The sequence below is a fragment of the Pseudomonas sp. P5_152 genome (assembly GCF_033989915.1).
GTDB lineage: Bacteria > Pseudomonadota > Gammaproteobacteria > Pseudomonadales > Pseudomonadaceae > Aquipseudomonas.
Genome location: NZ_JASFAH010000002.1, coordinates 3,632,437 through 3,657,707, shown reverse-complemented (window position 1 = coordinate 3,657,707; position 25,271 = coordinate 3,632,437). Strand labels below are relative to the sequence as shown.

General features: G+C 61.4%; 23 protein-coding genes and 2 tRNA genes. 9 read left to right on the top strand and 16 right to left on the bottom strand.

Features of this window, described 5'->3' with window-relative positions; genetic code table 11:
- Positions 1 to 181: 181 nt before the first annotated feature.
- The 4 genes from QMK50_RS16530 (at position 182) to QMK50_RS16515 (ending at position 3,369) form a co-directional block, all read left to right on the top strand.
- Positions 182 to 268: transfer RNA gene (locus tag QMK50_RS16530), tRNA-Leu, on the top strand.
- A gap of 165 nt (positions 269 to 433) precedes the next feature.
- Positions 434 to 520: transfer RNA gene (locus QMK50_RS16525), tRNA-Leu, on the top strand.
- A gap of 273 nt (positions 521 to 793) precedes the next feature.
- Positions 794 to 1,804 (top strand): extracellular solute-binding protein, encoded by a 1,011-nt coding sequence (locus QMK50_RS16520; RefSeq protein ID WP_320333516.1) that lies wholly within the window; start codon positions 794 to 796, stop codon positions 1,802 to 1,804.
- Positions 1,804 to 3,369, top strand: coding sequence for an iron ABC transporter permease (locus QMK50_RS16515; RefSeq protein WP_320333515.1), 1,566 nt, complete (start codon positions 1,804 to 1,806; stop codon positions 3,367 to 3,369). The genes QMK50_RS16520 and QMK50_RS16515 overlap by 1 nt, the downstream gene beginning before the upstream one ends.
- A 21-nt stretch (positions 3,370 to 3,390) precedes the next feature.
- Here QMK50_RS16515 and QMK50_RS16510 read toward each other — a convergent pair whose 3' ends face one another.
- The 12 genes from QMK50_RS16510 to QMK50_RS16455 form a co-directional block, all read right to left on the bottom strand.
- Positions 3,391 to 5,325 (bottom strand): methyl-accepting chemotaxis protein, encoded by a 1,935-nt coding sequence (locus QMK50_RS16510; protein ID WP_095169568.1) that lies wholly within the window; start codon positions 5,323 to 5,325, stop codon positions 3,391 to 3,393.
- Positions 5,326 to 5,463: 138 nt separating this feature from the next.
- A complete protein-coding gene (locus QMK50_RS16505; protein ID WP_095169569.1) occupies positions 5,464 to 6,753 on the bottom strand; it encodes an adenylosuccinate synthase in 1,290 nt (429 codons plus the stop codon).
- 54 nt (positions 6,754 to 6,807) lie between these two features.
- Positions 6,808 to 7,995 carry an ATP phosphoribosyltransferase regulatory subunit gene (locus tag QMK50_RS16500; RefSeq protein WP_095169570.1) on the bottom strand — a complete coding sequence of 396 codons (1,188 nt, stop codon included), beginning with the start codon at positions 7,993 to 7,995 and terminating at the stop codon, positions 6,808 to 6,810.
- A gap of 306 nt (positions 7,996 to 8,301) precedes the next feature.
- Positions 8,302 to 9,171, bottom strand: coding sequence for a protease modulator HflC (gene hflC, locus QMK50_RS16495; protein WP_095169571.1), 870 nt, complete (start codon positions 9,169 to 9,171; stop codon positions 8,302 to 8,304).
- Positions 9,171 to 10,337, bottom strand: coding sequence for an FtsH protease activity modulator HflK (gene hflK, locus QMK50_RS16490; RefSeq protein WP_095169572.1), 1,167 nt, complete (start codon positions 10,335 to 10,337; stop codon positions 9,171 to 9,173). The genes hflC and hflK overlap by 1 nt, the downstream gene beginning before the upstream one ends.
- A 96-nt stretch (positions 10,338 to 10,433) precedes the next feature.
- The gene (gene hflX, locus QMK50_RS16485) at positions 10,434 to 11,735 is read right to left on the bottom strand and encodes a ribosome rescue GTPase HflX (RefSeq protein WP_095169573.1); all 1,302 of its coding nucleotides are present in this window, start codon (positions 11,733 to 11,735) and stop codon (positions 10,434 to 10,436) included.
- A gap of 12 nt (positions 11,736 to 11,747) precedes the next feature.
- On the bottom strand, positions 11,748 to 12,008 hold the full coding sequence (gene hfq, locus QMK50_RS16480; protein WP_010221594.1) for an RNA chaperone Hfq: 261 nt from the start codon (positions 12,006 to 12,008) through the stop codon (positions 11,748 to 11,750).
- A 96-nt stretch (positions 12,009 to 12,104) separates the two neighbouring features.
- The gene (gene miaA / locus QMK50_RS16475) at positions 12,105 to 13,076 is read right to left on the bottom strand and encodes a tRNA (adenosine(37)-N6)-dimethylallyltransferase MiaA (protein ID WP_320333514.1); all 972 of its coding nucleotides are present in this window, start codon (positions 13,074 to 13,076) and stop codon (positions 12,105 to 12,107) included.
- Complete coding sequence (mutL, locus tag QMK50_RS16470; RefSeq protein ID WP_159993449.1) at positions 13,076 to 14,998, bottom strand: DNA mismatch repair endonuclease MutL; 1,923 nt, start codon at positions 14,996 to 14,998, stop codon at positions 13,076 to 13,078. The genes miaA and mutL overlap by 1 nt, the downstream gene beginning before the upstream one ends.
- Positions 14,995 to 16,431 (bottom strand): N-acetylmuramoyl-L-alanine amidase, encoded by a 1,437-nt coding sequence (locus QMK50_RS16465; protein WP_202982087.1) that lies wholly within the window; start codon positions 16,429 to 16,431, stop codon positions 14,995 to 14,997. Before QMK50_RS16465 ends, mutL begins: the two co-directional genes overlap by 4 nt.
- 3 nt (positions 16,432 to 16,434) lie before the next feature.
- Complete coding sequence (tsaE, locus tag QMK50_RS16460; RefSeq protein WP_095169577.1) at positions 16,435 to 16,905, bottom strand: tRNA (adenosine(37)-N6)-threonylcarbamoyltransferase complex ATPase subunit type 1 TsaE; 471 nt, start codon at positions 16,903 to 16,905, stop codon at positions 16,435 to 16,437.
- Positions 16,893 to 17,753, bottom strand: coding sequence for an NAD(P)H-hydrate dehydratase (locus QMK50_RS16455; protein WP_320333513.1), 861 nt, complete (start codon positions 17,751 to 17,753; stop codon positions 16,893 to 16,895). Before QMK50_RS16455 ends, tsaE begins: the two co-directional genes overlap by 13 nt.
- A gap of 63 nt (positions 17,754 to 17,816) precedes the next feature.
- Between QMK50_RS16455 and queG the strand changes: the two genes are divergently transcribed.
- Positions 17,817 to 18,887 carry a tRNA epoxyqueuosine(34) reductase QueG gene (gene queG / locus QMK50_RS16450; RefSeq protein ID WP_320333512.1) on the top strand — a complete coding sequence of 357 codons (1,071 nt, stop codon included), beginning with the start codon at positions 17,817 to 17,819 and terminating at the stop codon, positions 18,885 to 18,887.
- On the opposite strand, the gene QMK50_RS16445 is transcribed toward queG, so the two are convergent.
- Positions 18,869 to 19,480, bottom strand: a complete 612-nt coding sequence (locus QMK50_RS16445; RefSeq protein WP_095169580.1) for a trimeric intracellular cation channel family protein — start codon at positions 19,478 to 19,480, stop codon at positions 18,869 to 18,871. The genes queG and QMK50_RS16445 overlap by 19 nt on opposite strands.
- A gap of 89 nt (positions 19,481 to 19,569) precedes the next feature.
- Positions 19,570 to 20,112, bottom strand: coding sequence for an oligoribonuclease (gene orn / locus QMK50_RS16440; RefSeq protein WP_095169581.1), 543 nt, complete (start codon positions 20,110 to 20,112; stop codon positions 19,570 to 19,572).
- Between the two features lie 107 nt (positions 20,113 to 20,219).
- Here orn and rsgA point away from each other — a divergent pair, with 107 nt between their 5' ends.
- From rsgA to QMK50_RS16420, 4 genes are all read left to right on the top strand, one after another.
- Positions 20,220 to 21,251, top strand: a complete 1,032-nt coding sequence (rsgA, locus tag QMK50_RS16435) for a small ribosomal subunit biogenesis GTPase RsgA (protein ID WP_095169582.1) — start codon at positions 20,220 to 20,222, stop codon at positions 21,249 to 21,251.
- 211 nt (positions 21,252 to 21,462) lie between these two features.
- Positions 21,463 to 21,870, top strand: a complete 408-nt coding sequence (locus QMK50_RS16430; protein WP_095169583.1) for a TIR domain-containing protein — start codon at positions 21,463 to 21,465, stop codon at positions 21,868 to 21,870.
- Between the two features lie 2 nt (positions 21,871 to 21,872).
- On the top strand, positions 21,873 to 22,832 hold the full coding sequence (locus QMK50_RS16425; protein ID WP_320333511.1) for a caspase family protein: 960 nt from the start codon (positions 21,873 to 21,875) through the stop codon (positions 22,830 to 22,832).
- A complete protein-coding gene (locus tag QMK50_RS16420; protein WP_320333510.1) occupies positions 22,832 to 23,323 on the top strand; it encodes a toll/interleukin-1 receptor domain-containing protein in 492 nt (163 codons plus the stop codon). The genes QMK50_RS16425 and QMK50_RS16420 overlap by 1 nt, the downstream gene beginning before the upstream one ends.
- Before the next feature lie 50 nt (positions 23,324 to 23,373).
- Here QMK50_RS16420 and motB read toward each other — a convergent pair whose 3' ends face one another.
- Together motB and motA are read right to left on the bottom strand one after the other, a co-directional pair.
- On the bottom strand, positions 23,374 to 24,402 hold the full coding sequence (gene motB / locus QMK50_RS16415; RefSeq protein WP_320333509.1) for a flagellar motor protein MotB: 1,029 nt from the start codon (positions 24,400 to 24,402) through the stop codon (positions 23,374 to 23,376).
- Positions 24,403 to 24,405: 3 nt separating this feature from the next.
- Positions 24,406 to 25,257, bottom strand: coding sequence for a flagellar motor stator protein MotA (motA, locus tag QMK50_RS16410; RefSeq protein ID WP_095169587.1), 852 nt, complete (start codon positions 25,255 to 25,257; stop codon positions 24,406 to 24,408).
- Positions 25,258 to 25,271: the final 14 nt, after the last annotated feature.

The following is a 25,271-nucleotide window of genomic DNA, read 5'->3' as shown; positions in this document are numbered from 1 at the left end:
GCGTAATGAAACGGGAAATTTCAGGCTACTGAAGGCCCCAAATGCCCTTTCCTGCCGCCGGAATGCGACCGCCTGGCAGCATTCGTAAAGTTTTCCCTGTTTTTTTGATATCAGGGGTTTACAGTTAAAACGACGCTCCGTATAGTGCGCGCCATCGACGACGTACAGCGTTGCCGATACTGCCCAGATGGTGAAATTGGTAGACACGCCAGCTTCAGGTGCTGGTGACCGCAAGGTCGTGGAAGTTCGAGTCTTCTTCTGGGCACCAATTACGAGCTTGAGATTAGTTCAATTTCAAGGCTCACACAAAAACCCGCGAAAGCGGGTTTTTGCATTTTAGCGGTTTGATTTAATTTTATTAAATCAGGGGTTTACAGATCAAATAGCGCTCCGTATAGTGCGCCACATCAACAGCGGCAACGTTGTCGATACTGCCCAGATGGTGAAATTGGTAGACACGCCAGCTTCAGGTGCTGGTGACCGCAAGGTCGTGGAAGTTCGAGTCTTCTTCTGGGCACCAATTCAAATTCAAGGTCGATGATCTTGAATCTCACAAAAACCCGCGAAAGCGGGTTTTTGCGTTTCCGGCCTCCGAAAAACACCCCACCCTCTTCTGTAGGAGCGAGCTTGCTCGCGATGCACTCGAGAACAGCACTTGTTCTCAGACAGAACGCGCCATCGTTCACGCCCATCGCGAGCAAGCTCGCTCCAGGAATCAGCGTCCGCACTTGAGAAACAATATCGTTTATCATTGTTTCAAGTTTTTGCAATGCGACAGTGAGGAACCCTGCGAATGATGTTTCGAAATACCCTGCGCCGCGGCCTGACCTTCACGCTGCTAGGGCTGGTCCTGGCCTGCCCACTCACCCAGGCGGCCGATCCGGTTTCCCTGACGCTTTATAACGGCCAGCACAAGGAAGTCGGCGATGCCGTCGCCAAAGCCTTCGAAGCCAAGACCGGGATTCACGTCAACGTACGCAAAGGCAGCAGCAACCAGCTTGCCAGCCAGGTCGTGGAGGAAGGCGAGCGCTCACCCGCCGACGTGATCTACACCGAAGAGTCGCCGCCACTGAACAAGCTGGGCGAACAAGGCCTGCTGGCCAAGACCGACGATGCCACTCTGGCAGTGCTGCCCAAGGATTACGTGGCCAGCAATGGCACCTGGATCGGCGTCACCGCCCGGGTCCGCGTGGTGGCCTACAACCCGAAACTGATCGACGAAAAAGACCTGCCAAAATCGGTGATGGAGTTCTCCGATCCGAAATGGCAAGGCAAGGTCGGGTTCGTACCCACCAGTGGCGCGTTCCAGGAACAGGCCGTGGCGATCATCAAAGTGCACGGCATGGATGCGGCCGAAGAATGGCTGACCGGCCTGCGGGCGTTCGGCAAGACCTACAGCAACAACATGGTCGCCCTCAAGGCCGTGGAAAACGGTGAAGTAGCCACGGTGCTGGTGAACAACTACTACTGGTTCGCCCTGCAACGGGAAAAAGGCCAGCTCGACTCGAAGCTGTATTACTTCAGCGACGGCGACGTCGGCGGCCTGATCACCGTTTCCAGCGCCGCTGTGCTCAAGTCCAGCAAGCACCCGCAAGAAGCCCAGCAACTACTCGCCTATATGGCCAGCGAAGAGGGCCAGCGTGTGATTACCCAGACCACCGCCGAGTATCCGCTGCATAAAGGCATGGAGTCGGACCGCGGACTCAAGCCGTTCAACGAACTGCAAGCGCCGAAAGTCACCCCGGCCGACCTGGGCAATGCCGAGGAAGCCCTGGAACTGGAACGTGAAGTTGGCTTGAACTGATGAGCGCCTCCCTGCCCGCCTCCGCCTCGCGCGCAGCCTATGTACCCCGGCGCAAGCGGCCTTCGATCTGGTTGCTGCTACCGGTGCTGCTACTGGTCTGCCTGAGCCTGCTGCCACTGCTGTATGTCGGCCTCAAAGCCTGGCAGGCCGGCTGGGCGCAGGCGGTGCATCTGCTATGGCGACCCTATGTGTTCGGCCTGCTGCGCAACACCCTGCTGCTGATGATCGGCGTCACGCTGGCCTGCGCCTTGGTCGGCCTGTCGCTGGCCTGGCTGCTGGAGCGCAGCAACCTGCGGGGGCGGCGCGTATGGGGAGTGATTCTGTGCTTGCCGTTTGCCGTCCCGGCTTTCGTCAGCAGCTTCACCTGGGTCTCCCTGAGTGCCAGCTTCGAAGGCCTGGGCGGGGCGATCCTGGTGATGAGCCTGTCCAAGTACCCGCTGATTTTCCTCCCGGTGGCGGCGACCCTGCGCAATCTCGACCCCGCCCTGGAGGAGTCGGCCCGCACCCTGGGCCTGAACCGCTGGGGCGTGTTCTTCAAAATCACCCTGCCTCTGCTCTGGCCCTCGCTGCTGGCTGGCTCGCTGCTGATTGCCCTGCACATGCTGGTGGAATTCGGCGCCCTGTCGATCATTGGCCTGCAAACTTTCACCACGGCGATCTATCAACAGTTTGAGCTGGAGTTCAGCAACGCCAATGCGGCAATGCTCTCCGCCGTCCTGCTGGCGCTGTGCCTGGTGCTGTTGTGGCTGGAGCTGCGGGTGCGCGGCAAGGGCCGCCATGTGCGGATTGGCCAGGGTGCCGCGCGGCATGCCGAGCAGGTTCGCCTGGGCGCCCTGGCACCGCTAGGCCAGCTTTACTGCCTGTTGCTGGCGATTGTCGGCAGCGGGATTCCCCTGGGCATGCTCGGGTACTGGCTGGCGGTAGGCTCTTCGGCAGCCTTCCCGATGGCGGCAATCGGCGAAGCGCTGCTGTCATCGCTGGTCTTGTCCCTGGGCGGCGCAGCGCTGTGCCTGGTGCTGGCGGTGCCCGTGGGCTTGCTGGTGGTGCGCTACAAGGGCCGCCTGGCGCTCTGGGCTGAACGCCTGCCGTATTTACTGCACGCGCTGCCTGGCCTGGTGATCGCCCTGACGCTGGTCTACTTCGCCTTGCACTATGTGCCAGCGCTGTACCAGACCTCGGGGTTGCTGCTGATCGCCTACGCCTTGCTATTCCTGCCGCTGGCCCAGGCGCCGATTCGCACGGCCCTGAACAAGGCTGCTCCGCAACTCGAAGAGGCCGCCCGCACCCTCGGCGCGTCCTCGTTCAGCGCCTTTGTGCGAGTGACGCTGCCGATCATCTTTCCGGCGCTGGGCGCAGCCTTTGCCCTGGTGTTCCTCGATGCGATGAAAGAGCTGACGGCGACCCTGCTGCTCAGCCCGACCGGGCTCAACACCCTGGCCACCGAGGTCTGGGCTCACACTGCGAATGTCGAGTTTGCGGCAGCAGCACCCTATGCGGCGCTGCTGATTCTGGTGTCGGGGCTGCCGGTGTATCTGTTGACTACCCGGATGTATTTGAGTCGCTGAGATGGCTATTGCGGGCAAGCCCTACGCCCGGAACTGCCCCAGGCTGGCCTTCAACTGCGCCGCCAAGCCATCCAGCACTTTGCCGCTGGCCGTGGTTTCAACCACCGCCTGGGCCGCCTTCTCGGCCTGGGCATGGATGGTCTGGACCCGTCCGCGCACCGCTTGCGCGCCCTTGGCCTGATGCGCCGCCGCCTGGGTCGCCAGGCCGATGGCCGCATGCACTTGTTCGACAGAGGCCTGCACCGACTGCTGCAGCCGTGCATTGTCGCGCAATACCAACAACCCTTCGTTGGCCTGGCGCCCTGCCTGGCCGATCGCCGCTACCGCTTCACGCGCGCCCTGCTGCAGGGCACCGATGTGCGCCTGGATGTCGCCGGTGGAGCTTTGTGTCTTGCTCGCCAGCGCCCGCACTTCGTCCGCCACAACCGCGAAACCGCGCCCGGTCTCACCGGCCCGCGCCGCTTCGATGGCGGCATTAAGGGCCAGCAGATTGGTCTGCTCGGCAATGCCGTGGATCACCTCCAGGACCACCTCGATCTGCTCGCTTTGCTGGGCCAGCCGTTCGATCACCTTGGCGCCCGTATCCACCTGCCCGGCCAGCGCTTCGATCAAGCTGCCGACCTGAGCCGAGGTACGGGTGTTTTCATCGGTCGCCTGGCGAATGTCCACCACCTGCTGCAAGGCCGCCTGCATGGCATGACTTTCAGCCTGCGCCTCGTCCGCCATCTGTGACAGCGCCCGCAGGCTCTCTGCCACTTCGTCACGCTGGGATTTCGCCGCGGCATCGGCCCCGGCGTTACGCTGGCTCATGGCGCCGATTTCCACACCTGTGCGCTGGGCCACATCACCCGCCTCGCGAACGATCGGCTGCAACTTATCGACAAACCGATTGACCGCCGACGCCATGTCGCCGATTTCGTCCTGGCTGTTGATCTGCACGCGCTTGGTCAGGTCGCCCTCGCCCGCCGCCAGGTCATCCATCGCGGCAATCAGTAACTTCAGGCGATTGACCACTCGCCGCCCGAGCACCACCGCGAGCAGCAGCAACACACCGCAGCCGACCAGGGCCAACGCCATGCCGATCCGCCAGCGCAGAGTCGCCGCGGCTTCCTGTACGGTAGCGGTGGTATTGGCCTGCATCTCGCTGGCAGTGGCCTGCGCCGACTGCAGGCGCGCGCGCATGGCTGTAGCGCTGTCGGCCGCGGCGCCCTTGAGGCTGTCACCGACCAGTTGATCGCTGCTGGCGATCAGCGCCGAGAAGCGCTTGTCGAGCGCCGCCAGGTCCGCCTCGACCGAGGCCGTGGAAACGCCCATCAAGACCTTGCCGATTTCCACGCCATTAGGGTTGATCGAAGCCTCGACATAGAACACCGACGGATCGTTTTTCGCCGCATCCAGCACTTTATCCAGGGCACGCTCGCCCTGGCCTTTTTCCAAAAGGGCCTTGTTGATCGGGTTTTCCCGGTTCAGGTAGCGGGTCAGGTGCTGGCCGGTGGCATCGTCGTACACCACAAACAGCACATTGGGATTGCGCTGGGCGCGCCGGGCGAACTCGGACAGGGTCGGAACATCGCTATCCCACATGGCGCGCGGTGCGACCGATGCCAGGAGCTGGGCCATGTCATTGGCCGAGTCCTTGAGGTCCTTTTCCAGGGTAGCGCGCAGTTGTGCCTGCTCATCCTCGAGTCGCGAAGACAAACCGGCCGTCAGGCGCTGACGGGTACTGGTGGAGAGGTTATCCAGACTGGAAGTGACCTCGCGTCCGGCTTGTTCCAGCTCACCCGAAAGCTTCTGGCTATCGGCGCCCAGTCGCGCGCCCAGATCCGCCTCCAGGGCGGTCACGGTGCTCCGCGTCAGGGCAACCGCCACCAGAACCTGCACCAAAAGGGCGATACCAAGGGTAACGAATACGGGCCGCAACAAACGGCTTTGTAACAGTGAGAGAACGGCCGACACAGAAAATCCCTCTACTTGGATGCTATTAAACTGATAGCACGCTCGAAGGGATATTCACAGCAAAGGTCATGCCGCCCGGCAGGCACAAACGACAAAGGGCCCCATCAGGGGCCCTTTGTTTTTTACATCAACAGCTTATTAAGCGAACGGGTGACGCAGAACGATAGTTTCGTTGCGGTCCGGACCGGTCGAAATAATGTCGATCGGCGCGCCGATCAGCTGTTCAACGCGCTTGATGTAAGCACGGGCATTGGCTGGCAGCTCTTCCAGGGTTTTGGCACCCACGGTCGATTCGGTCCAACCTGGCACTTCTTCGTACACAGGCTGCAGGCCCAGGTAGCTGTCGGCGTCGGTCGGAGCAATGTCGTTGCCTTCTGCATCTTTGTAGCCGACGCAGATATTGATGGTCTCCAGACCGTCGAGTACGTCCAGCTTGGTCAGGCAGATACCCGAGATGCTGTTCACATCGATAGCGCGACGCAGGATAACGGCGTCGAACCAGCCACAACGACGAGCACGACCGGTAGTCGCGCCGAACTCGTGACCTTGCTTGGCCAGGTGCGCACCGACTTCGTCGAACAGCTCAGTCGGGAATGGACCCGAACCCACGCGCGTGGTGTAGGCCTTGGTGATGCCCAGGATGTAGTCCAGGAACATCGGGCCAACACCCGAACCGGTAGCAACGCCGCCAGCGGTGGTGTTGGAGCTGGTCACGTACGGGTAGGTGCCGTGGTCGATGTCCAGCAACGAACCCTGGGCGCCTTCGAACATGATGTCTTTGCCAGCGCGACGCAGGTCGTGCAGCTCGGCAGTCACATCCAGCATCAGCGGGGTGAGCAGCTCGGCGTATTCCTTGCACTCGGCCAGGGTCTTTTCGAAGTCGATGGCTGGCTCTTTGTAGTAACCCACCAGCATGAAGTTGTGGTAATCCACCAGTTCACGCAGTTTGTCGGCAAAGCGCGGCATGTTGAGCAGGTCGCCCACACGCAGGCCACGACGCGCAACCTTGTCTTCGTAGGCCGGGCCGATACCGCGACCGGTAGTACCGATCTTCAGCTCGCCACGGGCCTTTTCACGAGCCTGGTCCAGCGCTACGTGATACGACAGGATCAGCGGGCAGGAAGGGCTGACACGCAGGCGCTCGCGCACCGGTACGCCTTTCTCTTCCAGCTTGGTGATCTCGCGCAGCAGGGCGTCTGGTGCAACCACCACGCCGTTGCCGATCAGGCACTGCACGCCTTCGCGCAGTACGCCCGAAGGGATCAGGTGCAAGACAGTTTTTTCGCCATCGATCACCAGCGTGTGGCCAGCGTTGTGGCCACCTTGGTAGCGCACTACGGCGGCAGCATGTTCGGTCAGCAGATCAACGATCTTGCCTTTGCCCTCATCACCCCATTGGGTGCCCAGGACTACGACATTCTTACCCATAACACTTGTCCTCATTCGCGCAAACTTGGTGCCGGCAGCGGCCGGCAGGAAAACTCAAGAAGCCAGCGGCAATACTTGCCAAAGCCCGTTCTGCTGAATCAATTGCCGGTCGCAGTCCGCGTCACGGGCGGCGGCCAATGGTTGCCCAGGCAATGCCTGGACGACACGCTGACCCTCACTGCGCAACTGGCAAACCTGCTGCCAGAGTGCCGCATCCGTACTGTCAGGCATCCAGATACCGCCAGACGGTAGCTCGATCTCAGCACGCCCCAGGGTCACCAGGGTTTTCAAATCGGTGGAGAAGCCGGTGGCCGGACGAGCGCGACCGAAGTCGGCGCCGATGTCGTCGTAACGACCGCCCTGGGCAATGGACTGGCCAACACCCGGCACGAATACCGCGAACACCACACCGGTGTGGTAGTGGTAGCCACGCAGCTCACCCAGGTCGAAGTACAGCGGCAACTGCGGGAAACGCACGGACAGCCGCTCGGCAATCGCCAGCAAGTCGTCCAGCGCTGCCAGCACCGGCGCCGGCGCCTGGGCCAGGCGCTCACGGGCAGCAGCCAGCACTTCACGGCCGCCACACAGGTCGACCAGCGCCCGCAGCATGCCCGCCAGGTCGGCAGGCAGGCCTTCGGTCAAGGTAATGACCTCGTCGATAGCCTTGCGTTGCAAGGCGTCGAACAGCTGTTGCTCGACCTCACCGGACAAACCGGCCGCACGGGCCAGGCCGCGGTAGATACCGACGTGGCCCAGGTCCATGTGCACATCCGGCACATCGGCCAGTTGCAGCATGGCCAGCATCAGGCTGATGACTTCGACGTCGCTACTCGGGCTGGCGTCGCCGTACAACTCGGCGCCCAGCTGGATCGGGCTGCGCGAAGTCGACAAGGCACGGGGCTGCGCATGCAGCACACTGCCGGCGTAGCACAGGCGGCTCGGGCCTTCGCGGCGCAGGGTGTGCGCATCGATGCGCGCCACTTGCGGCGTGATGTCGGCACGAAAACCCATCTGCCGGCCAGACTGCGGGTCGATGACCTTGAAGGTGCGCAGATCCAGGTCCTGGCCCGCACCGGTCAGCAGGGATTCCAGGTACTCGATATGGGGAGTCACGACAAACTCGTAACCCCAGCTCTGGAACAGATCCAACACCTGACGGCGCGCCACTTCAATGCGCGCCGCCTCTGGTGGCAGTACTTCTTCGATGCCATCTGGCAGCAGCCAGCGGTCTACCGTTGCCATTACGCCATTCCCCTTTGATCCGGGCGGCCAACCCTCGGCCGGCCTTGAGTGAAGCAGAAAATGTCTGGCCCATGCACAGAATTTCACGCGCATGGACGACGTGGCGATCGGCCTGAATCCGGCCTCGCCAAACACTTTCCTCGAAAAACCTGTCGAGTTGTTCAACCCGACTGCACGCAATCAAACGTGCAGACGCAAAAAAGCCGGGAATTTCCCGGCTGCCGCATCATACACACGTTTTCCCAAAGGATCACCCCGCGAGAGGCTTTAGCCGCCCGGCGGGGTTCCTTTTGGATCAGTGTCGGATCAAGGCTTGGCTTTTTCCAGGTAACGGAAGAAGTCGCTGCTTGGATCCAGGACCATGACGTCGGATTTGTTCGCGAAGCTTTCACGGTAGGCGCGCAGGCTACGGTAGAACGCGTAGAACTCCTGGTCCTGGCCGTAGGCCTTGGAGTAGATCGAAGCGGCCTGGGCATCACCGTCACCGCGAACCTCTTCGGATTCACGATAGGCTTCAGCCAACAGTACGCGGCGCTGACGATCGGCGTCGGCACGGATGCCTTCTGCCAGCTCGTTACCCTTGGCACGGTGCTCACGGGCTTCACGCTCACGCTCGGTGCTCATACGCTCGAACACGCTGCGGTTCACTTCCTTCGGCAGGTCGATGGTCTTGACCCGAACATCGACAACTTCGATGCCCAGCTCTTGTTCCGCCATCTTGTTCAACGAAGCCGTGATATCCGCCATCAGCGCATCACGCTCACCAGACACCACCTCGTGCAGGGTGCGCTTACCAAACTGGTCACGCAGGCCCGATTCCAGACGGCGGGACAAACGCTCGTCGGCAATCTGCTTGAGGCCGGATGTCGCGGTGTAGAAGCGCTCGGCATCCTTGACTCGCCACTTGGCGTACGCATCGACCATCACGGCTTTCTTTTCCAGCGTCAGGAAACGCTGTGTCGGTGCATCCAGGGTCATCAGGCGTGCGTCAAATTTACGCACCTGGTTAACGTAGGGCACTTTCACATGCAGGCCTGGCTGGACATCAGCCTGGACCACGCGGCCAAACTGCAGCAACACCGCACGCTCGGTCTGAGCCACGATGTAGAAGCAGTTCCAGGCAGCGATAGCCACGACAACGCCGACAATAAGGGCGATCAGCGATTTATTGCTCATCAGCGACTCTCCCTGGTACGTGCCTGTTGCTGCAGATCTGCTGCCGCACGCGCATTCGCTTCATTGCTGCTGGCCGCGGCACCGGTCGCCGGAGCGCTGGCAGGACGGCCACTGTCGATCATCTTGTCCAGCGGCAAGTACAGCAGATTGCTCTGGCCATTCTTGTTGCCGGTCACGAGAACCTTGCTGGTGTTGCTGAAGACTTCCTGCATGGTGTCCAGGTACAGACGCTCACGAGTGACTTCCGGAGCCTTGCGGTACTCGGCCACCAGCTTGGTGAAGCGGTCGGCCTCACCCTTGGCGCGCGAGACTGTTTCGTCACGGTAACCGTTGGCGTCTTCGATGATGCGTTGGGCCTGACCACGCGCTTCCGGCACGACGCCGTTGGCATAGGTTTCAGCCTGGTTGCGCGAACGCTGCTCGTCTTCACGGGCACGGATCACGTCATCGAAGGCTTCTTGCACTTCACGCGGTGCCGCTGCGTTCTGTACGTTGACCTGGGTCACGGTGATACCGGTGCGATAGGTATCGAGGAAGCGTTGCAGACGCTCCTTGATTTCGCTGGCCATCAATTCACGACCTTCAGTCAGCACCTGGTCCATGGCGGTAGAACCCACCACGTGGCGCAGGGCACTGTCGGTTGCGTGCTGGAGGCTGATTTCCGGCTGATCGACGTTCAGCACGAAGTCCTGCAGGTTGCTGATCTTGTACTGCACGGTCAGCGGCACTTCGACGATGTTCTCGTCTTCAGTCAGCATTTGACCCTGCTTGGTATAGGCACGCTCACGCGTGACGTTTTCCATGTACTTCTTGTCGATCGGCGGGAGGTAGATGTTCAGGCCCGGGCCAACGGTCTCGTAGTACTTGCCGAAGCGCAGCACCACGGCTTGCTCCTGCTCGTCGACCACATAAACCGCGCTGTACAGCCACACGGCCGCCAGCACGACGAGGCCGATGCCGAGCAGGCCATAACCGCCGCCCTTGCTCGAACTACCGCCATCGTCACCACGTTTCTTACCACCACCGAACAACCCATTCAGGCTTTCCTGCAGCTTTCGGAAGGCCTCGTCGAGATCTGGTGGCCCCTTGCGGTCGCCATTATTGCGGCGCTTACCACCCCAAGGATCCTGATTATTCGAGTTGCCACCCGGCTCATTCCAAGCCATAGCGCTCTCCATCTGATAAAGCAAAGACGCACCCACGGCGCGCCGACCAATGCTACAGAATGCCCGTCATAGCGGCACAACCGCTTTTTCAGGCTTTTATTGCAAAGTGTGTTGCTCGATGAATTCCAGCGGCTGCATTCCCTCGCGGCTCACCAGTCGATTGAGTTCGACCCGTGGCAAACGAACGTCCAGCAAACTGATGCCTTCTTCGTCGTATTCTTCTTTCTGTACTGCGCCCAGCTCGAAGAACTGTGCACGCAGTCGAGCGAATCGTTGCGGCAAACGCAATGTACCCACAAACAACTCACTGCCCAGCAACTCGGCAATCGCTTGCTCAAGTAATTCCAGACCACTGCCATCACGCGCCGAGAGCCAGACCCGTTGCGGCTTGCCATCGGCATCGCGCTGGATTTGTGGCTCAACGCCTTCAAGCAAATCGAGTTTGTTATAGACCTCGAGGATCGGCAAGTCCTGAGCCCCAATCTCGCCCAGCACCACCATCACCTGCTCGATCTGCAACATGCGATCCGGTTCGGCCGCATCGATCACGTGCAACAGCAAGTCGGAGTTGCTCGACTCTTCGAGCGTAGACCGAAATGCCTCGACCAGCTTGTGCGGCAAGTGGCGGATGAAACCCACAGTGTCCGCCAGGACAATCGGCCCCAGGTCGTCCAGTTCCAGACGGCGCAAGGTCGGGTCCAGCGTGGCAAACAACTGGTCAGCCGCGTACACGTCGGATTTAGTGACGTTGTTGAAGAGCGTGGATTTACCGGCGTTGGTATACCCCACCAGAGACACGGTAGGAATATCTGCACGCGATCGACCCCGTCGCGATTGCTCGCGCTGGCTACGCACTTTTTCCAGCCGCCCCTTGATCTGTCGCAGGCGAACCCGCAGCAGGCGGCGGTCGGTTTCCAACTGGGTTTCACCCGGGCCACGCATGCCGATACCGCCACCCTGACGCTCAAGGTGAGTCCAGCCACGAACCAGGCGGGTGCTCATGTGGTCAAGCTGGGCCAGTTCGACCTGGAGCTTGCCTTCATGGGTACGGGCGCGCTGGGCGAAAATATCGAGAATCAGACCGGTACGGTCGATCACGCGACACTCGAAAACACGTTCGAGGTTACGTTCCTGACTGGGCGTGAGGATGTGATTGAAAATTACCAGATCGGCCTTTTCGGCATGGACCAGGTCGCGTAGCTCCTCGACCTTGCCGCTGCCAATCAGGAATTTGGCGGTTGGCCGATGACGCGGCACGTTAAAAAACGCAACGGTCTCGGCGCCCGCCGAATTAGCCAGTTCCTGAAACTCCTGCGGATCTTCGCGCGCCTCAGGGTCCTGTCCATCCAAGTGAACAAGGATCACTCGTTCACCACCACCGTGGCGCTCAAAGAACAAAGGAGACTCCTATCAGGCGTTACCTGGCTCAGCGTCACCCTGTTCGGATTCGGTTGCGCTAGGCAGACGAATTGGACGAACCGGTACCACTGTCGAGATAGCGTGCTTGTAGACCATCTGGCTGACGGTGTTCTTCAGCAGGATGACGAACTGGTCGAACGACTCGATCGTGCCTTGCAGTTTGATCCCGTTGACCAGGTAGATGGAAACCCCAACTTTCTCTTTACGTAAAGTATTCAAGTAAGGGTCTTGTAGCGAATGCCCTTTTGACATGTGCCGCACTCCTTTAAGGATTCAATAATAAAAAAATAGGTAAGCAGAAAGCTTTCAGCCGTCACACCCCCAAGGATAGACGGCAATTGCAAGGACTCAGCTCAATATGGAGACCGATCCCAAGTATTTCAAGGCGCGTGGCAGATTGTCGCAATCGAGGCTGTCCAGCCAGTGCAAATCAGCCCAACTGCGCAGCCAGGTGAACTGGCGCTTCGCCAATTGGCGCGTGGCAATGATTCCACGCTCCTGCATCTCGGCTGACGTCAGCTTGCCATCCAGGTAATCCCAGACTTGTCGGTAGCCTACAGCGCGTATAGACGGCAACCCCGAATGCAGGTCACTTCTTTTACGCAGGGCTACGACCTCGTCAATGAACCCCTGTTCCAACATTTGTGTGAATCTTTGTTTAATTCGCTCATGCAGCACCTGGCGATTTGCCGGGGCAATGGCCAAGTTTGCGACAGTATAGGGCAATTGTGGGCGTCCCGAAGCGCCTGCTTCAGTACTTTGCGCAGATTGTCGTGCGCGCAGCTCGGTCATGCTCTGGCCGCTGGCCCGATAGACTTCCAGCGCCCGACTCAGGCGCTGCGGATCGTTGGGGTGAATGCGGGCCGCGGAAACGGGGTCAATCACCGCCAATTGATCGTGCAGGGCCTGCCAGCCAAGGCGGGCCGCCTCTGCCTCGATCTCGGCACGAATCTGCGGGTCGGCAGCGGGCATCTCGGCCAGGCCGTCGATCAACGCCTTGTAATAAAGCATGGTGCCGCCCACCAGCAGCGGGATCTTGCCGCGCGCGGTGATCTCGGCCATGGCCTCGATAGCATCGCGACGGAAATCCGCGGCCGAATAGGCGTCGGCCGGGTCGAGAATATCGATCAGGCGGTGGGGAAACTCCGCCAGCAAGGCCTTTGAGGGCTTGGCCGTGCCGATATCCATGCCCCGGTAGACCAGCGCCGAATCGACGCTGATCAGCTCACAGGGCAGTACCTTGGTCAGCTCGATGGCCAAATCGGTCTTGCCCGCAGCGGTCGGGCCCATCAGGAAAATCGCTGGAGGGAGCTGGCTCATCAACGACCGCGCAAGAACAGTTTGTCCAGATCGTCCAGGCCCAATTGGGTCCAGGTCGGTCGGCCATGGTTGCATTGACCGCTGCGCTCGGTGTTTTCCATGTCACGCAGCAGACCGTTCATTTCCGGCAGGGCCAGGCGCCGGTTGGCGCGGATCGCGCCGTGGCAGGCCATGGTCCCGAGCAACTCGTTGAGGTGCGCCTGGATACGGTCGCTGGTGCCGTACTCCATCAAGTCCGCCAAAACGTCCTGCACCAGGCGATTGGCCTCGGCCTGCTTGAGCAGCGCCGGGATCTGCCGGATACCCAGGGTTTCCGGGCCCAGGCGCTGCAGCTCGAAGCCCAGGCGCTGGAACCAGCTGACGTGCTCTTCCGCACAGTCGGCTTCGCGCTGGCTGACTGCCAGGGATTCGGGCACCAGCAGCGGCTGGCCGCTCAGGCCTTCGCTGGCCATTGCCACCTTCAGGCGCTCATACATGATCCGCTCGTGGGCGGCGTGCATGTCCACCAGGACCAGGCCTTGAGCGTTTTCCGCAAGAATGTAGATACCCTTGAGCTGCGCCAGGGCGTAGCCCAAGGGTGGAATGTCGTCCTGACCCTCCGGCAACGCCGCGGCATTCGCCTCGGGCAAGGGTGCAAAAAACTCGCGATAGGCCGCCTGGGCCTCAGCCACCGGCACGCCGGCACCTTGGGGCCGTGGCGTGTATTGGTACTGATAACCGGCACCGGCACCCGAGCCCGGCGCAGCGCCGGTATTGAATGTCGGCTGGCCCTGGGGTTGCTCAAGCAGCGCATTGGCCGCCAGGCGCATTTCCCCTTGCGGACCGAACTCCCCGGCCTCGATCCCGGTGGGACGAACCATGCCGGCAACCGGCGCTGGCGCGGCCAACTGGTCTTCCGGACGCACATCGCCGAGGGCGCGGTGCAGAGTGCCATACAGGAAGTCGTGAACCATGCGCCCATCGCGAAAGCGCACTTCGTGTTTGGTCGGGTGCACGTTGACGTCGACCGCCGCCGGGTCGACTTCGAAAAACAGCGCGAAAGTCGGATGGCGTCCGTTGAACAGCACGTCGCGATACGCCTGGCGCACCGCATGGGCCACCAGCTTGTCGCGCACCGCACGGCCGTTGACGAAGAAATACTGCATGTCCGCCTGGCTGCGGTTGAAGGTCGGCAACCCGACCCAGCCCCACAGATGCAAGCCATTGCGCTCGATTTCGATCGGCAATGCCTGCTCCAGGAAACCCGAGCCGCAGATGGCTGCCACCCGCCGCGCACGGGCCGCATCATCATGGGCCTCGTGCAGGCTGAGGATGGTCTTGCCGTTGTGCCGCAGGTGGAAGGCCACATCAAAGCGCGCCAGTGCCAGGCGCTTGATCACTTCTTGCAGGTGATCGAATTCGGTCTTTTCAGTCTTGAGAAACTTGCGCCGCGCCGGGGTGTTGAAAAACAGGTCGCGCACTTCCACCGAGGTGCCCACCGGGTGGGCCGCCGGTTGGACCCGGGGCGCCATGTCACGGCCTTCGGTCTCGACCTGCCAAGCCTGATCGGCATCCCGGGTGCGTGACGTCAGGGTCAGGCGCGCCACGGAACTGATGGAGGCCAGGGCCTCACCGCGAAACCCCAGGCTCATCACCTGCTCGAGGTCTTCCAGGTTGCGGATCTTGCTGGTGGCGTGACGGGCCAGGGCCAGGGGCAGGTCATCGGCCGGGATCCCCCGGCCATCGTCGCGAACCCGCAGCAGCTTGACCCCACCCTGTTCGACATCGACATCAATGCGCCGGGCGCCGGAGTCGAGGCTGTTCTCCAGCAACTCCTTGATTACCGAGGCGGGGCGCTCGACTACTTCACCAGCGGCGATCTGGTTCGCCAGGCGCGGGCTGAGCAGTTCGATGCGCGCGCCGCTGTTCACCGAGTCGTTCATTCCTTGGCCGCCAGTTCGGTGCCGGGAATGTTCAGGTGCTGGCCGATCTTCAGCTCATCGGATGGCAGGTTGTTGGTGCTGCGCAAGCTGGCCGCAGACACCTGGTAGCGCACGGCGATCATCGCCAACGTCTCGCCGGGGCGCACGGTATGGTCCCGTGGGCCCTGGGCGATTTTCCCGGAATCGCGCAGCCAGGCAATGTAGGTGCCCGGTGGCGGGTTTTGCTGGAAGAACTGCCGAACGCCACTGCTGATGGAGCGGGCAAGTGCCTGTTGGTGGCTCGGGGCGGCCAGTTTCGAGGCTTCGTTGGCATTGGAGATAAACCCGGTTTCCACCAGGATCGACGGAATATCCGGGGATTTCAGCACCATGAACCCGGCCTGCTCGACCCGTTGCTTGTGCAACGGCGTGACCCGGCCGATGTTGCTCAAGACCTTCTGGCCAACGTTGAGACTGGAGGTCAGCGACGCGGTCATCGACAGGTCGAGCAGGACCCCGGCAAGCATCCGGTCCTTGTCGTCGAGGCTGACGTTGCCAGCACCGCCGATCAGGTCGGAACGGTTTTCGCTGTCAGCCAACCAGCGCGCGGTCTCGGAAGTCGCACCACGGTCGGACAAGGCGAATACCGAAGCGCCGAAGGCAGCTTTCGACGGCGCAGCGTCGGCGTGGATCGAGACAAACAGGTCGGCGCCTTTCTTGCGGGCGATTTCGGTACGCCCACGCAACGGAATGAAATAGTCGCCGGTGCGGGTCAGTTCAGCGCGAAAGCCCTTGATGCCGTTGACCTGACGCTGCAGTTCACGGGCGATGGCCAGTACCACGTCTTTCTCACGCTGGCCGCGCGAACCCGAGGCGCCTGGGTCTTCACCGCCGTGACCGGCGTCGATCACCACAATGATGTCACGCTTGCCGGGGGGCGCAGGTGGTGCGGGTGGCAGCTTGATTGCCGGCGCCGTCGGGGTCACCGGCACCGCCGGAATGGTCGCAACGCTAGGCGTCGGGGCCGGCGGCGGTGCGGCGTCGGCCGGGTTGTCGAACAGATCGACCACCAGGCGGTTGCCGTACTGCGCATTGGGCGGTAGCACGAAGCTTTTCGGGGTCACGGCCTTTTTCAGGTCGATGACCACCCGCAGGTCGGTCGGCGTACGTTGGGCCGAACGCATGGAGGTAATCGGGGTATTTGCGGTGGCGACGTTCAGCGGCGCGCCGAGCACGGCACCGTTGATGTCGATCACCAGGCGATCCGGGGCCGTCAGGGTAAAGACGCTGTGCTGGACAGTACCAGACAGGTCAAACACCAGTCGCGTGTTGTCCGGTGCCCGCCACAGGCGAACACTGTTGACCTTGGTCGCGGCCACAGCGTCAACGGCCAGTGCCGTAAGCAGCATTCCTACGACAGCAACCAACGCGCGAAAGCGCATACCTAACCCCATCATTTATTTGAATTCCAATGCCAAAGCGGCACACCAGGTCTCGCCACGCGGGCTCTGGGGCAACAAACTCAGCGAACGTCCGCTGTCATGCGGGCTAATGGTAATGGTCAGGTCGGGCTTTGGCAAAAAGCCTGCACCTTTCTGGGGCCATTCGATCAGGCACAACGCATCGTCTTCGAGGTAATCACGAATACCCAGGTACTCCAGCTCTTCCGGGTCGACCAGCCGGTACAGGTCGAAGTGGAAGGCACGAATCTCACCGATTTCGTAGGGTTCGACCAATGTGAACGTAGGGCTTTTTACTGATCCTACATGGCCCAGGCCGCGAATGATGCCCCGGGACAGGGTGGTTTTACCCGCCCCCAGGTCGCCGTCCAGAAATACGATGCCATGCCCCTGGGTCACTTGGGCAATACGGGTACCCAGCGCCACCATGGCGTCTTCATCGGCCAGATACAGGGTTACTTCAGACACGGTGCTTGCTCCTCCAGCAACTGACGAATGGCGGGAATCAGATCACTGGCCGCCAGCCCTCGGCCCAACTTACCTTCACGCTCGCCCGCCGTGGCATGCAGCCATACGGCCAGCGCAGCGGCCTCGAACGCGGCCATCCCCTGGGCCAGCAACGCCCCCAGCAAACCGGCCAGGACATCGCCCAGGCCTGCGGTGGCCATGGCCGGATGACCACGCTCGCAACGATAGACACGACCATCGGGACTGGCGATCAGAGTGCCCGCGCCCTTCAATACGGTGACTGCATCAAATTGTTGGCTCAACGCGCGCGCTACGCTAAGGCGGTCAGCCTGAACCTCGGCTGTCGAAATCCCCAACAGTCGTGCCGCCTCCCCTGGATGCGGGGTGATCACGCAGTCCTTGGGCAGACTGACCCCACCACGGGCCAACAGATTCAGCGCATCGGCATCCCAGACCTGGGGCAGCGCTGCGTTGGCCGCTGCCGACAACAGGCTGCGCCCCCAGGCGCCCTGCCCCAGTCCAGGACCGACCACCAGCACCGATGCCTGCTCCAGCAGCCCCATCAACTGGTTCGCCGACGAGGTGCCAAGCACCATGGCTTCGGGCAACCGGGCCAGTGCCGCCGGCACATGTTCGCTGCGGGTGGCCAGCGAGACCAGCCCGGCCCCGCTGCGCAAGGCACTCTGGGCACTGAGCAGGATGGCGCCGCCAAAACCGCGGTCGCCGCCGATCAACAACACATGGCCAAACTGGCCTTTATGGGCGCTCGCCGAACGTGCGGCAAGTCTCGGCAAATGGCCGGGATCCAATGACTGAACGTCGGGTAAAGGGTGATTTGTCTGCGGCATGCGTCTTCGGGCTCCGATGTCTGGCAGAATTATACGCACCTCAGCTCCGGTTTCTCTTGTCTCATGCCTGCAATTACTACAGACCTCCCCGCGCTCGCCCAATCGATCAAGGACTGGGGCCGCGAACTGGGCTTTCAACAAGTCGGCATCAGCGGTCTGGACCTGGCTGAGCATGAGCAGCACCTGGAGCGCTGGCTTGGCGCTGGCTATCACGGCGAAATGGAATACATGGGCGCCCACGGCAGCAAACGCTCACATCCCGAGGAGCTGGTGCCGGGCACCTTGCGTGTGGTCTCGCTGCGCATGGACTACCTGCCAGGCGATACCAACATGGCGCAGCTACTGGCCCAACCGGAAAAAGCCTACGTCTCGCGCTACGCCCTGGGCCGCGACTACCACAAGCTGATCCGCAAGCGCGTGCAGCAACTGGCAGAAAAGATCCAGGCGCTGATCGGCCCGTTCGGCTATCGCGCCTTCGTCGACAGTGCACCGGTGTTGGAAAAAGCCATCGCCGAGCAGGCCGGCCTGGGCTGGATCGGGAAAAACACCCTGGTGCTGAACCGCAAGGCCGGTAGCTACTTCTTTTTGAGCGAACTGTTCGTCGACCTGCCGCTGCCCGTGGACCCGCCCCACAGCACGGAACATTGCGGGCGCTGCACCGCCTGCCTGGACATCTGCCCGACCAACGCCTTTGTCGGCCCCTACGTACTGGATGCGCGACGCTGTATTTCCTACCTGACCATCGAACTGAAAGGCCCGATTCCCGAAGAGTTGCGTCCGCTGATCGGCAACCGGGTGTTCGGCTGCGACGATTGCCAGATCGTCTGTCCCTGGAACCGCTTCGCCCGCCCCAGTGGCGAAAGTGACTTCAAGCCCCGCCACAACCTGGACAATGCCGGCCTGGCCGAGCTGTTCCTGTGGGATGAAGACAAATTCCTCAGCAGCACCGAAGGCTCGCCCCTGCGCCGCGCCGGTTATGAACGCTGGCTGCGCAACCTGGCCGTGGGCCTGGGTAACGCGCCGTCGAGCATTCCGGTGCTGGAAGCCTTGAAGGCCCGGGCCGAGCACCCTTCAGAACTGGTGCGCGAGCACGTGCAATGGGCCCTTGAGCAACATCAGGCTTCGTCGTTATAGACGAACTTGGGCATTTCCCAATGAAAACGGATCGCCAGCAAGCGCAGCAGGAATCCGCCGAACAAGGTGATCAGGATCGCCTGCTCACCCGGCAGCTCCAGGTACAGGCAGAACATGTAGCACCAGGCAGCCGCAAACGAGACGCTGGCGTAAAGCTCGCGACGGAAGATCAGCGGGATGTCGTTGCAGAAGATGTCGCGCAGGATGCCGCCGAATACCCCAGTGATCACCCCGCTGACAGACGCCACCAGCATGCCGTGGCCCATTTCCAGGGCGGTCATGCAGCCGATCAGGGTAAAGGCCACCAGCCCCACGGCGTCTAGCACCAGGAACAGCGAGCGCAGGTGGCGCATCCAGCGCGCGGTGAACACCGTGAACATCGCCGCCACCGACGTCAGCACCAGGTACTCCGGGTGCTTGACCCAGGTCAGCGGGTAATGCCCCAGCAGCACATCACGCACCGAACCGCCGCCCAGGGCGGTGACGCAGGCGATCAGCACCACACCGAACCAATCCATGCCCCGACGGCCGGCAGACAACGCGCCAGTCATGGCTTCAGCGGTAATGGCAATCAGGTAGAGCATCAGCAACATGGTGGCGGTCCTTGCAGGAAGGCGCGCAGTCTAGCCATTTCGGATCCGCACCAGAAGAGGGCATATGCTGATCAGCCTGCTTTGCTGGGTCAGGCCTTGATGAAATGCTGGCGGTAGTGCTGCAACTCGGCGATGGATTCGCGGATGTCGTCCAGGGCCAGGTGGGTGCTGCCCTTCTTGAAGCTGTCGCGCACGTCCGGTGCCCAGCGGGCAGCCAACTCTTTGAGAGTCGAAACGTCGAGATTGCGGTAGTGGAAATAGCTTTCCAGGGATTTCATGTGGGTATAAAGGAAGCGTCGGTCCTGGCAGATGCTGTTGCCGCAGATCGGCGACTTGCCCTTGGGTACCCACTGTTCCAGAAACGCGATCGTCTGGGCTTCGGCTTCGGCCATGCTGATGCGGCTGTCGCGCACCCGCTGGGTCAACCCGGAACCGCCGTGTTGACGGGTGTTCCACTCGTCCATGCCAGCCAGGATCTCGTCGCTGTGGTGAATCGCGATCACCGGGCCTTCAGCCAGGGTGTTGAGATTGCTGTCGGTGACAATCGTTGCCATCTCGATGATGACGTCGGTGTCAGGGTTCAGACCGGTCATTTCCAGATCGATCCAGATCAGATTCTGTGGGTTTTGCATGTGTCGGCTCCTAAGCAGTGTTGCGCAGTTTAGCCTAGGCAACCCCCTGGGCGTGCTAAACTCGCGGCCGTTTTACCTAATCGCTGCATTATCAACACGGAACACCCATGGCCAAACGCCAACTCAATCGTCGTCAAAACTGGCGCATCGAAAAAATTCAAGGCGAGCGCGCTGCCCGCGCCGCCAAACGCGAATCCAGCGCCGTGCAAGCGCTGGAGGGTGGCGACCTTGGTCCCGAGCAAACCGGCCTGGTCATCGCCCACTTCGGCGTCCAGGTCGAGGTCGAGGCTTGCGAAGGCGAACTGGCCGGCCAGGTGTTCCGCTGCCACTTGCGCGCCAACCTGCCCGCACTGGTAACCGGCGACCAGGTCGTCTGGCGTGCCGGCAACCAAGGCATCGGCGTGATCGTCGCGCAACTGCCGCGCAACACCGAGCTGTGCCGTCCGGACAGTCGCGGCCAACTGAAGCCGGTCGCGGCCAACGTCGACATGATCGTCATCGTCTTCGCCCCGCTGCCCGAGCCCCACGCCAACCTGATCGACCGCTACCTGGTAGCTGCCGAACACGCCGGCATCCGCCCGCTGTTGCTGCTCAACAAATTCGACCTGATCGACGAGCACAACGCCCCGGCGCTCAACGCCCTGCTGGCGGTGTACCGCACCCTCGGCTACCCGGTGCTGGAAGTCTCGGCGCACCACGGCAATGGCATGGAAACCCTGCAACAGCAGCTGGACGGACGCATCAGTGTGTTTGTCGGCCAGTCCGGCGTCGGCAAGTCGTCGCTGGTCAACAGCCTGCTACCGGAAGTCGAAACCCGCGTCGGGCCGCTGTCCGAGCTGTCTGGCCAAGGCACCCACACCACCACCACCGCGCGGTTGTTCCACTTCCCAGGTGGCGGTGAGCTGATCGACTCCCCGGGCATTCGTGAATTCGGCCTGGGCCACGTCAGCCGCGCCGACGTCGAAGCCGGCTTCATCGAGTTCAACGACTTGATCGGCACCTGCCGCTTCCGCGACTGCAAACACGACCGCGAACCTGGCTGCGCCCTGCTCAAGGCCCTGGAAGACGGCCGCGTGCAGCAGCAGCGGATGAACAGCTACCGTTCGATCATCGCCAGCCTGCCTGAAACCAGCTACTAAACAGACGCGCTCGCCGCTCCAGCACTGATGGAGCGGCGGGTGGTTCATGTCGCCCGACAAATCCCTGCACCTTTTAAACATCGGAATTTTCTGTAAGGCCCGCGCACGCCTGCTTGTAGGGCGATTCTCTTTCTCTCTGCCGGTCTTGCGACGCCCATTCAAGTGCATACATTCAGTCTCTCTCGCATTCAGGCGATACCGAGGGAAACCCATGCAAACCTATCATCTGTTCATCAGCCACTCGTGGAACCACGCCGACAAACACGACCGGCTGGTGGAGTTGCTCAGCGCACACCCGAGCTTTTCCTTCAAGAACTTCTCGGTGCCGCCGCAGAATCCGATCGTCGGCGCCTTGAACGACATGCAACTGGAGCTGGCGATCGAAAACAAGATCCGCCCCTGCTCTGCGGTGTTGATCATGGCGGGCGTGTATTCGACGTACAGCAAGTGGATCAACAAGGAAATCGAGATTGCCAAACGCCTTGGCAAGGTGATCATCGCGATCAGGCCTTTCGCCGCCGAGCGCACGTCGACGGTGGTGCGTGACGCGGCGCACGCCGAATGTGCGTGGAACACCAACAGCATTGTCAACGCGATCCGCCAGCACACGGCGGTGTAACCATGCGCAAGGGATTGTTCATCGGGATCAACCACTACAGCCACGTCACCCAACTGAGCGGCTGCAACAACGACGCCATGGCCATGGCATCCCTGCTGGAGCGCCATGCCAGCGGCCGACCCAATTTCAGCAACAAGATCATGACCTCGGCCGAAGAAGTCCTGACCGGCCGGCTATTGAAGCAGAGCATTCAAGAGTTGTTCTCCGGGGATTGTGATGTCGCCCTGTTGTACTTCGCCGGCCACGGACAGTTTGATACGAGCATTGATGAAGGGCTGCTGATTCCCCAGGACTTTGGAGGCGGCGGTGACGGCATCCGCATCAGCGACATTCTCGGCTGGGCCGGCAATGCCACCCAGATCAAAAACAAAATCATCATTCTCGATTGCTGTGAAGCCGGCGCAGCCGCCGATGTCCGCGGTTTAAGGGGCGGCAGCAGCATGATCGGTGAGGGCTTGACCATCCTCACCGCGTGCAAGAAAGAGCAGCCAGCGATGGAGAGGGCCGGCCACGGCGTTTTTACCGGCCTGCTACTGCAGGCATTGCATGGCGGCGCGGCCAACGTACTGGGCAAAGTCACGCCCGGCAGCGTCTACTCGTTTGTCGACAACGCGCTGGGCGCGTGGGAGCAGCGTCCAGTCTTCAAGACCAACGTGTCGCAATTCGTTGCCTTGCGCGAAGTCGCGCCACTGATCGCCGAGGACATACTGCGAAAACTGCCCCTCTGGTTTACCGAGCCAAGTTTTGTCTTCCCTCTGGACCCCAGCTTCGAACCCACCGACGCCGCCTTCGATCCGGAAAACGGCGACATTTTCGCCCAACTGCAAAAGTGCAATCGCCACAGCCTGGTCGAGCCAGTTGACGCCGAGCACATGTACTACGCCGCCATCAACGCCACCGGTTGCCGGCTCACCGCACTCGGCGCCTATTACCGCGAACTCGCGATCAAGGGACACTTCTGATGCCTGTGTTTATCAGCTACCGCCACACCGACCGCCCCATCGCCATGACCATCAACGAACGGCTGAGCCAGGCTGGGATAAAAACCTATCTGGATGTACTGGATCCCGAATCGCAAACCACCGACGACATCACCGGGGTGATTACCCGCAACATTACCGAGTGCAGCCATTTGCTCGCAGTGGTGTCGGACAAAACCGCGCACTCCTGGTGGGTACCCTTCGAAATTGGCGAGGCGACCATCAGTGACCGGCGAATCTGCTCATTCAAGACCGGCACCGGAGAACTGCCCGAGTACCTCGACAAGTGGCCAAAACTGTCGAGGATTGCCGACCTCGATTTCTTTATCGACGCCTACCGCGACGAGCAGACAAGCAGACGCGCAATGACGCTGGACTCGATCGTCAGCAACGAGTCGCTACGCTCGAACAACCGGACTAATGCAGATCGCTTCCATACCGAACTCAAGGCCAGGGTCCGCCGCGGCTTTTGAAGCGAACGGCGAGCATGAAAAAGCCGACATCGCTGTCGGCTTTTTATTGATCACTGCTTGGTGGCTTCAGATGGCTTGGGCAGCGGATCATCAAACAGATTCAAGCGCTCGCGCAGCTCATGGGCTGGCAGCGGTTGCTGGTCTGCAGGCAAGGCATCCGGGTCGACTGGCACTGCCGGCACTTCGCCCGGGGCCCCTTGGCCCTGGGTCGGCACCGGCGCCGGCTCGGCACCTTGTTCACCTTCGATGGCACGCTGGGCCTTCTTGGTCAGGACCACAATGTCGATCCGGCGGTTGACCGGGTTGAACGGATTCTTGCGGTCGAACATGGCCGACGAAGCGTAGCCCACCACCCGCGCCACCTGCGTTTGCGGATAGCTGCCAGCCACCAGCGCTCGTCGCGCGGCGTTGGCACGGTTGGACGACAGCTCCCAGTTGCCGAAATCACCACTGCCGGCATAGGGCTTGGCATCGGTGTGGCCGCTGATGCTGATCTTGTTGGGCACCGCCTTGATGGTGTCCGCCATGGCCAGCAGGATGTCTTCGAAGTACGGCTTGAGGCGTGCACTGCCGGAGTCGAACATCGGCCGGTTTTCCGAATCGATGATCTGGATGCGCAAGCCATCCGGGGTGATCTCGAACAGGATCTGGTCCTTGAATTTCTGCAGTTGCGGGTTTTCCTCGACCTTGTTCTGCAACTCCTGCAGCAGCAACTCGAGGCGTTCCTGCTCGACCTGTTCGGCCACGCCTTCGGCCTGCTCGGTATCGACCGTCACCTTGTCCGGCTGCGGCTGGAATTTGGCCTCAGGGTTGAGGGTCTTGTCCGGCGCCAGCTCCGGCGAACCGCCGAGGTCGATGACGTAGGGCGTACCGCTCTCGGTGAAGCCGATCGGATCCTTGAAGTAGCCGGCAATGGCGATCTTCTGCTCCGGCGTGGCCGTGGACAGCAGCCACAGCACCAGGAAAAACGCCATCATCGCCGTCGCGAAGTCAGCGAACGCGATTTTCCAGGCGCCCCCGTGATGCCCGGCCGCGATGCGCTTGACGCGCTTGATGATTATCGGCTGATTGTTTTCCATGACTCAGCGACCGCGAACTGCTTGTTCCAGCTCGGCGAAGCTAGGACGGTGCGCCGGGTACAGCACCTTGCGCCCGAATTCCACCGCCAGCGACGGCGGCATGCCGGAAGCCGAGGCCACCAGCGAGGCCTTGATGGCCTCGTAGACGTTCAGCTCTTCCTTGGCGTCGTGGGCCAGGGAATGGGCCAGCGGACCAAAAAAACCGTAGGCGGCGAGAATACCGAAGAAGGTCCCCACCAGTGCCGCACCGACGTGCAGGCCGATGGACTTCTGGTCGCCCTCACCCAGCGAGGCCATGGTGACCACGATCCCCAGTACCGCCGCGACGATACCAAAACCGGGCATCGCATCGGCAATGCCGTTGACTGCATGGGAGGGGTGTTCCAGGTCTTCCTTGAGACTGTACAGCTCCATGTCGAACAGGCCTTCGAGCTCATGGGGCGCCATGTTGCCGGACGACATGATGCGCAAGTAGTCGCAGATAAACGCAGTCATGCGCTCGTCCTTGAGCACCGTCGGGTACTTGGCAAAAATCGGGCTGGCGGCGGCGTCCTCGATATCCCCTTCAATCGCCATCATGCCTTCGCGGCGGCTCTTGTTGAGGATCTCGTAGATCAGGCCCAGCACCTCCAGGTAGAAGGCGTGGGTGAAGCGTGTGCTGAACATGCTCAGGGACTTCTTGAGCACGTGCATGGTCATGTAGCCGGGGTTGGCCTGGAGGAATGCACCCAGGGCTGCGCCGCCGATGATCAACACCTCGAAGGGCTGGATCAGGGCGGCAATCTTGCCATGGGAAAGCACGTATCCGCCGAGCACGCTCGCGAATACGACGATGATGCCGATAATTTTAGCCATAGGTAGAAGGTACT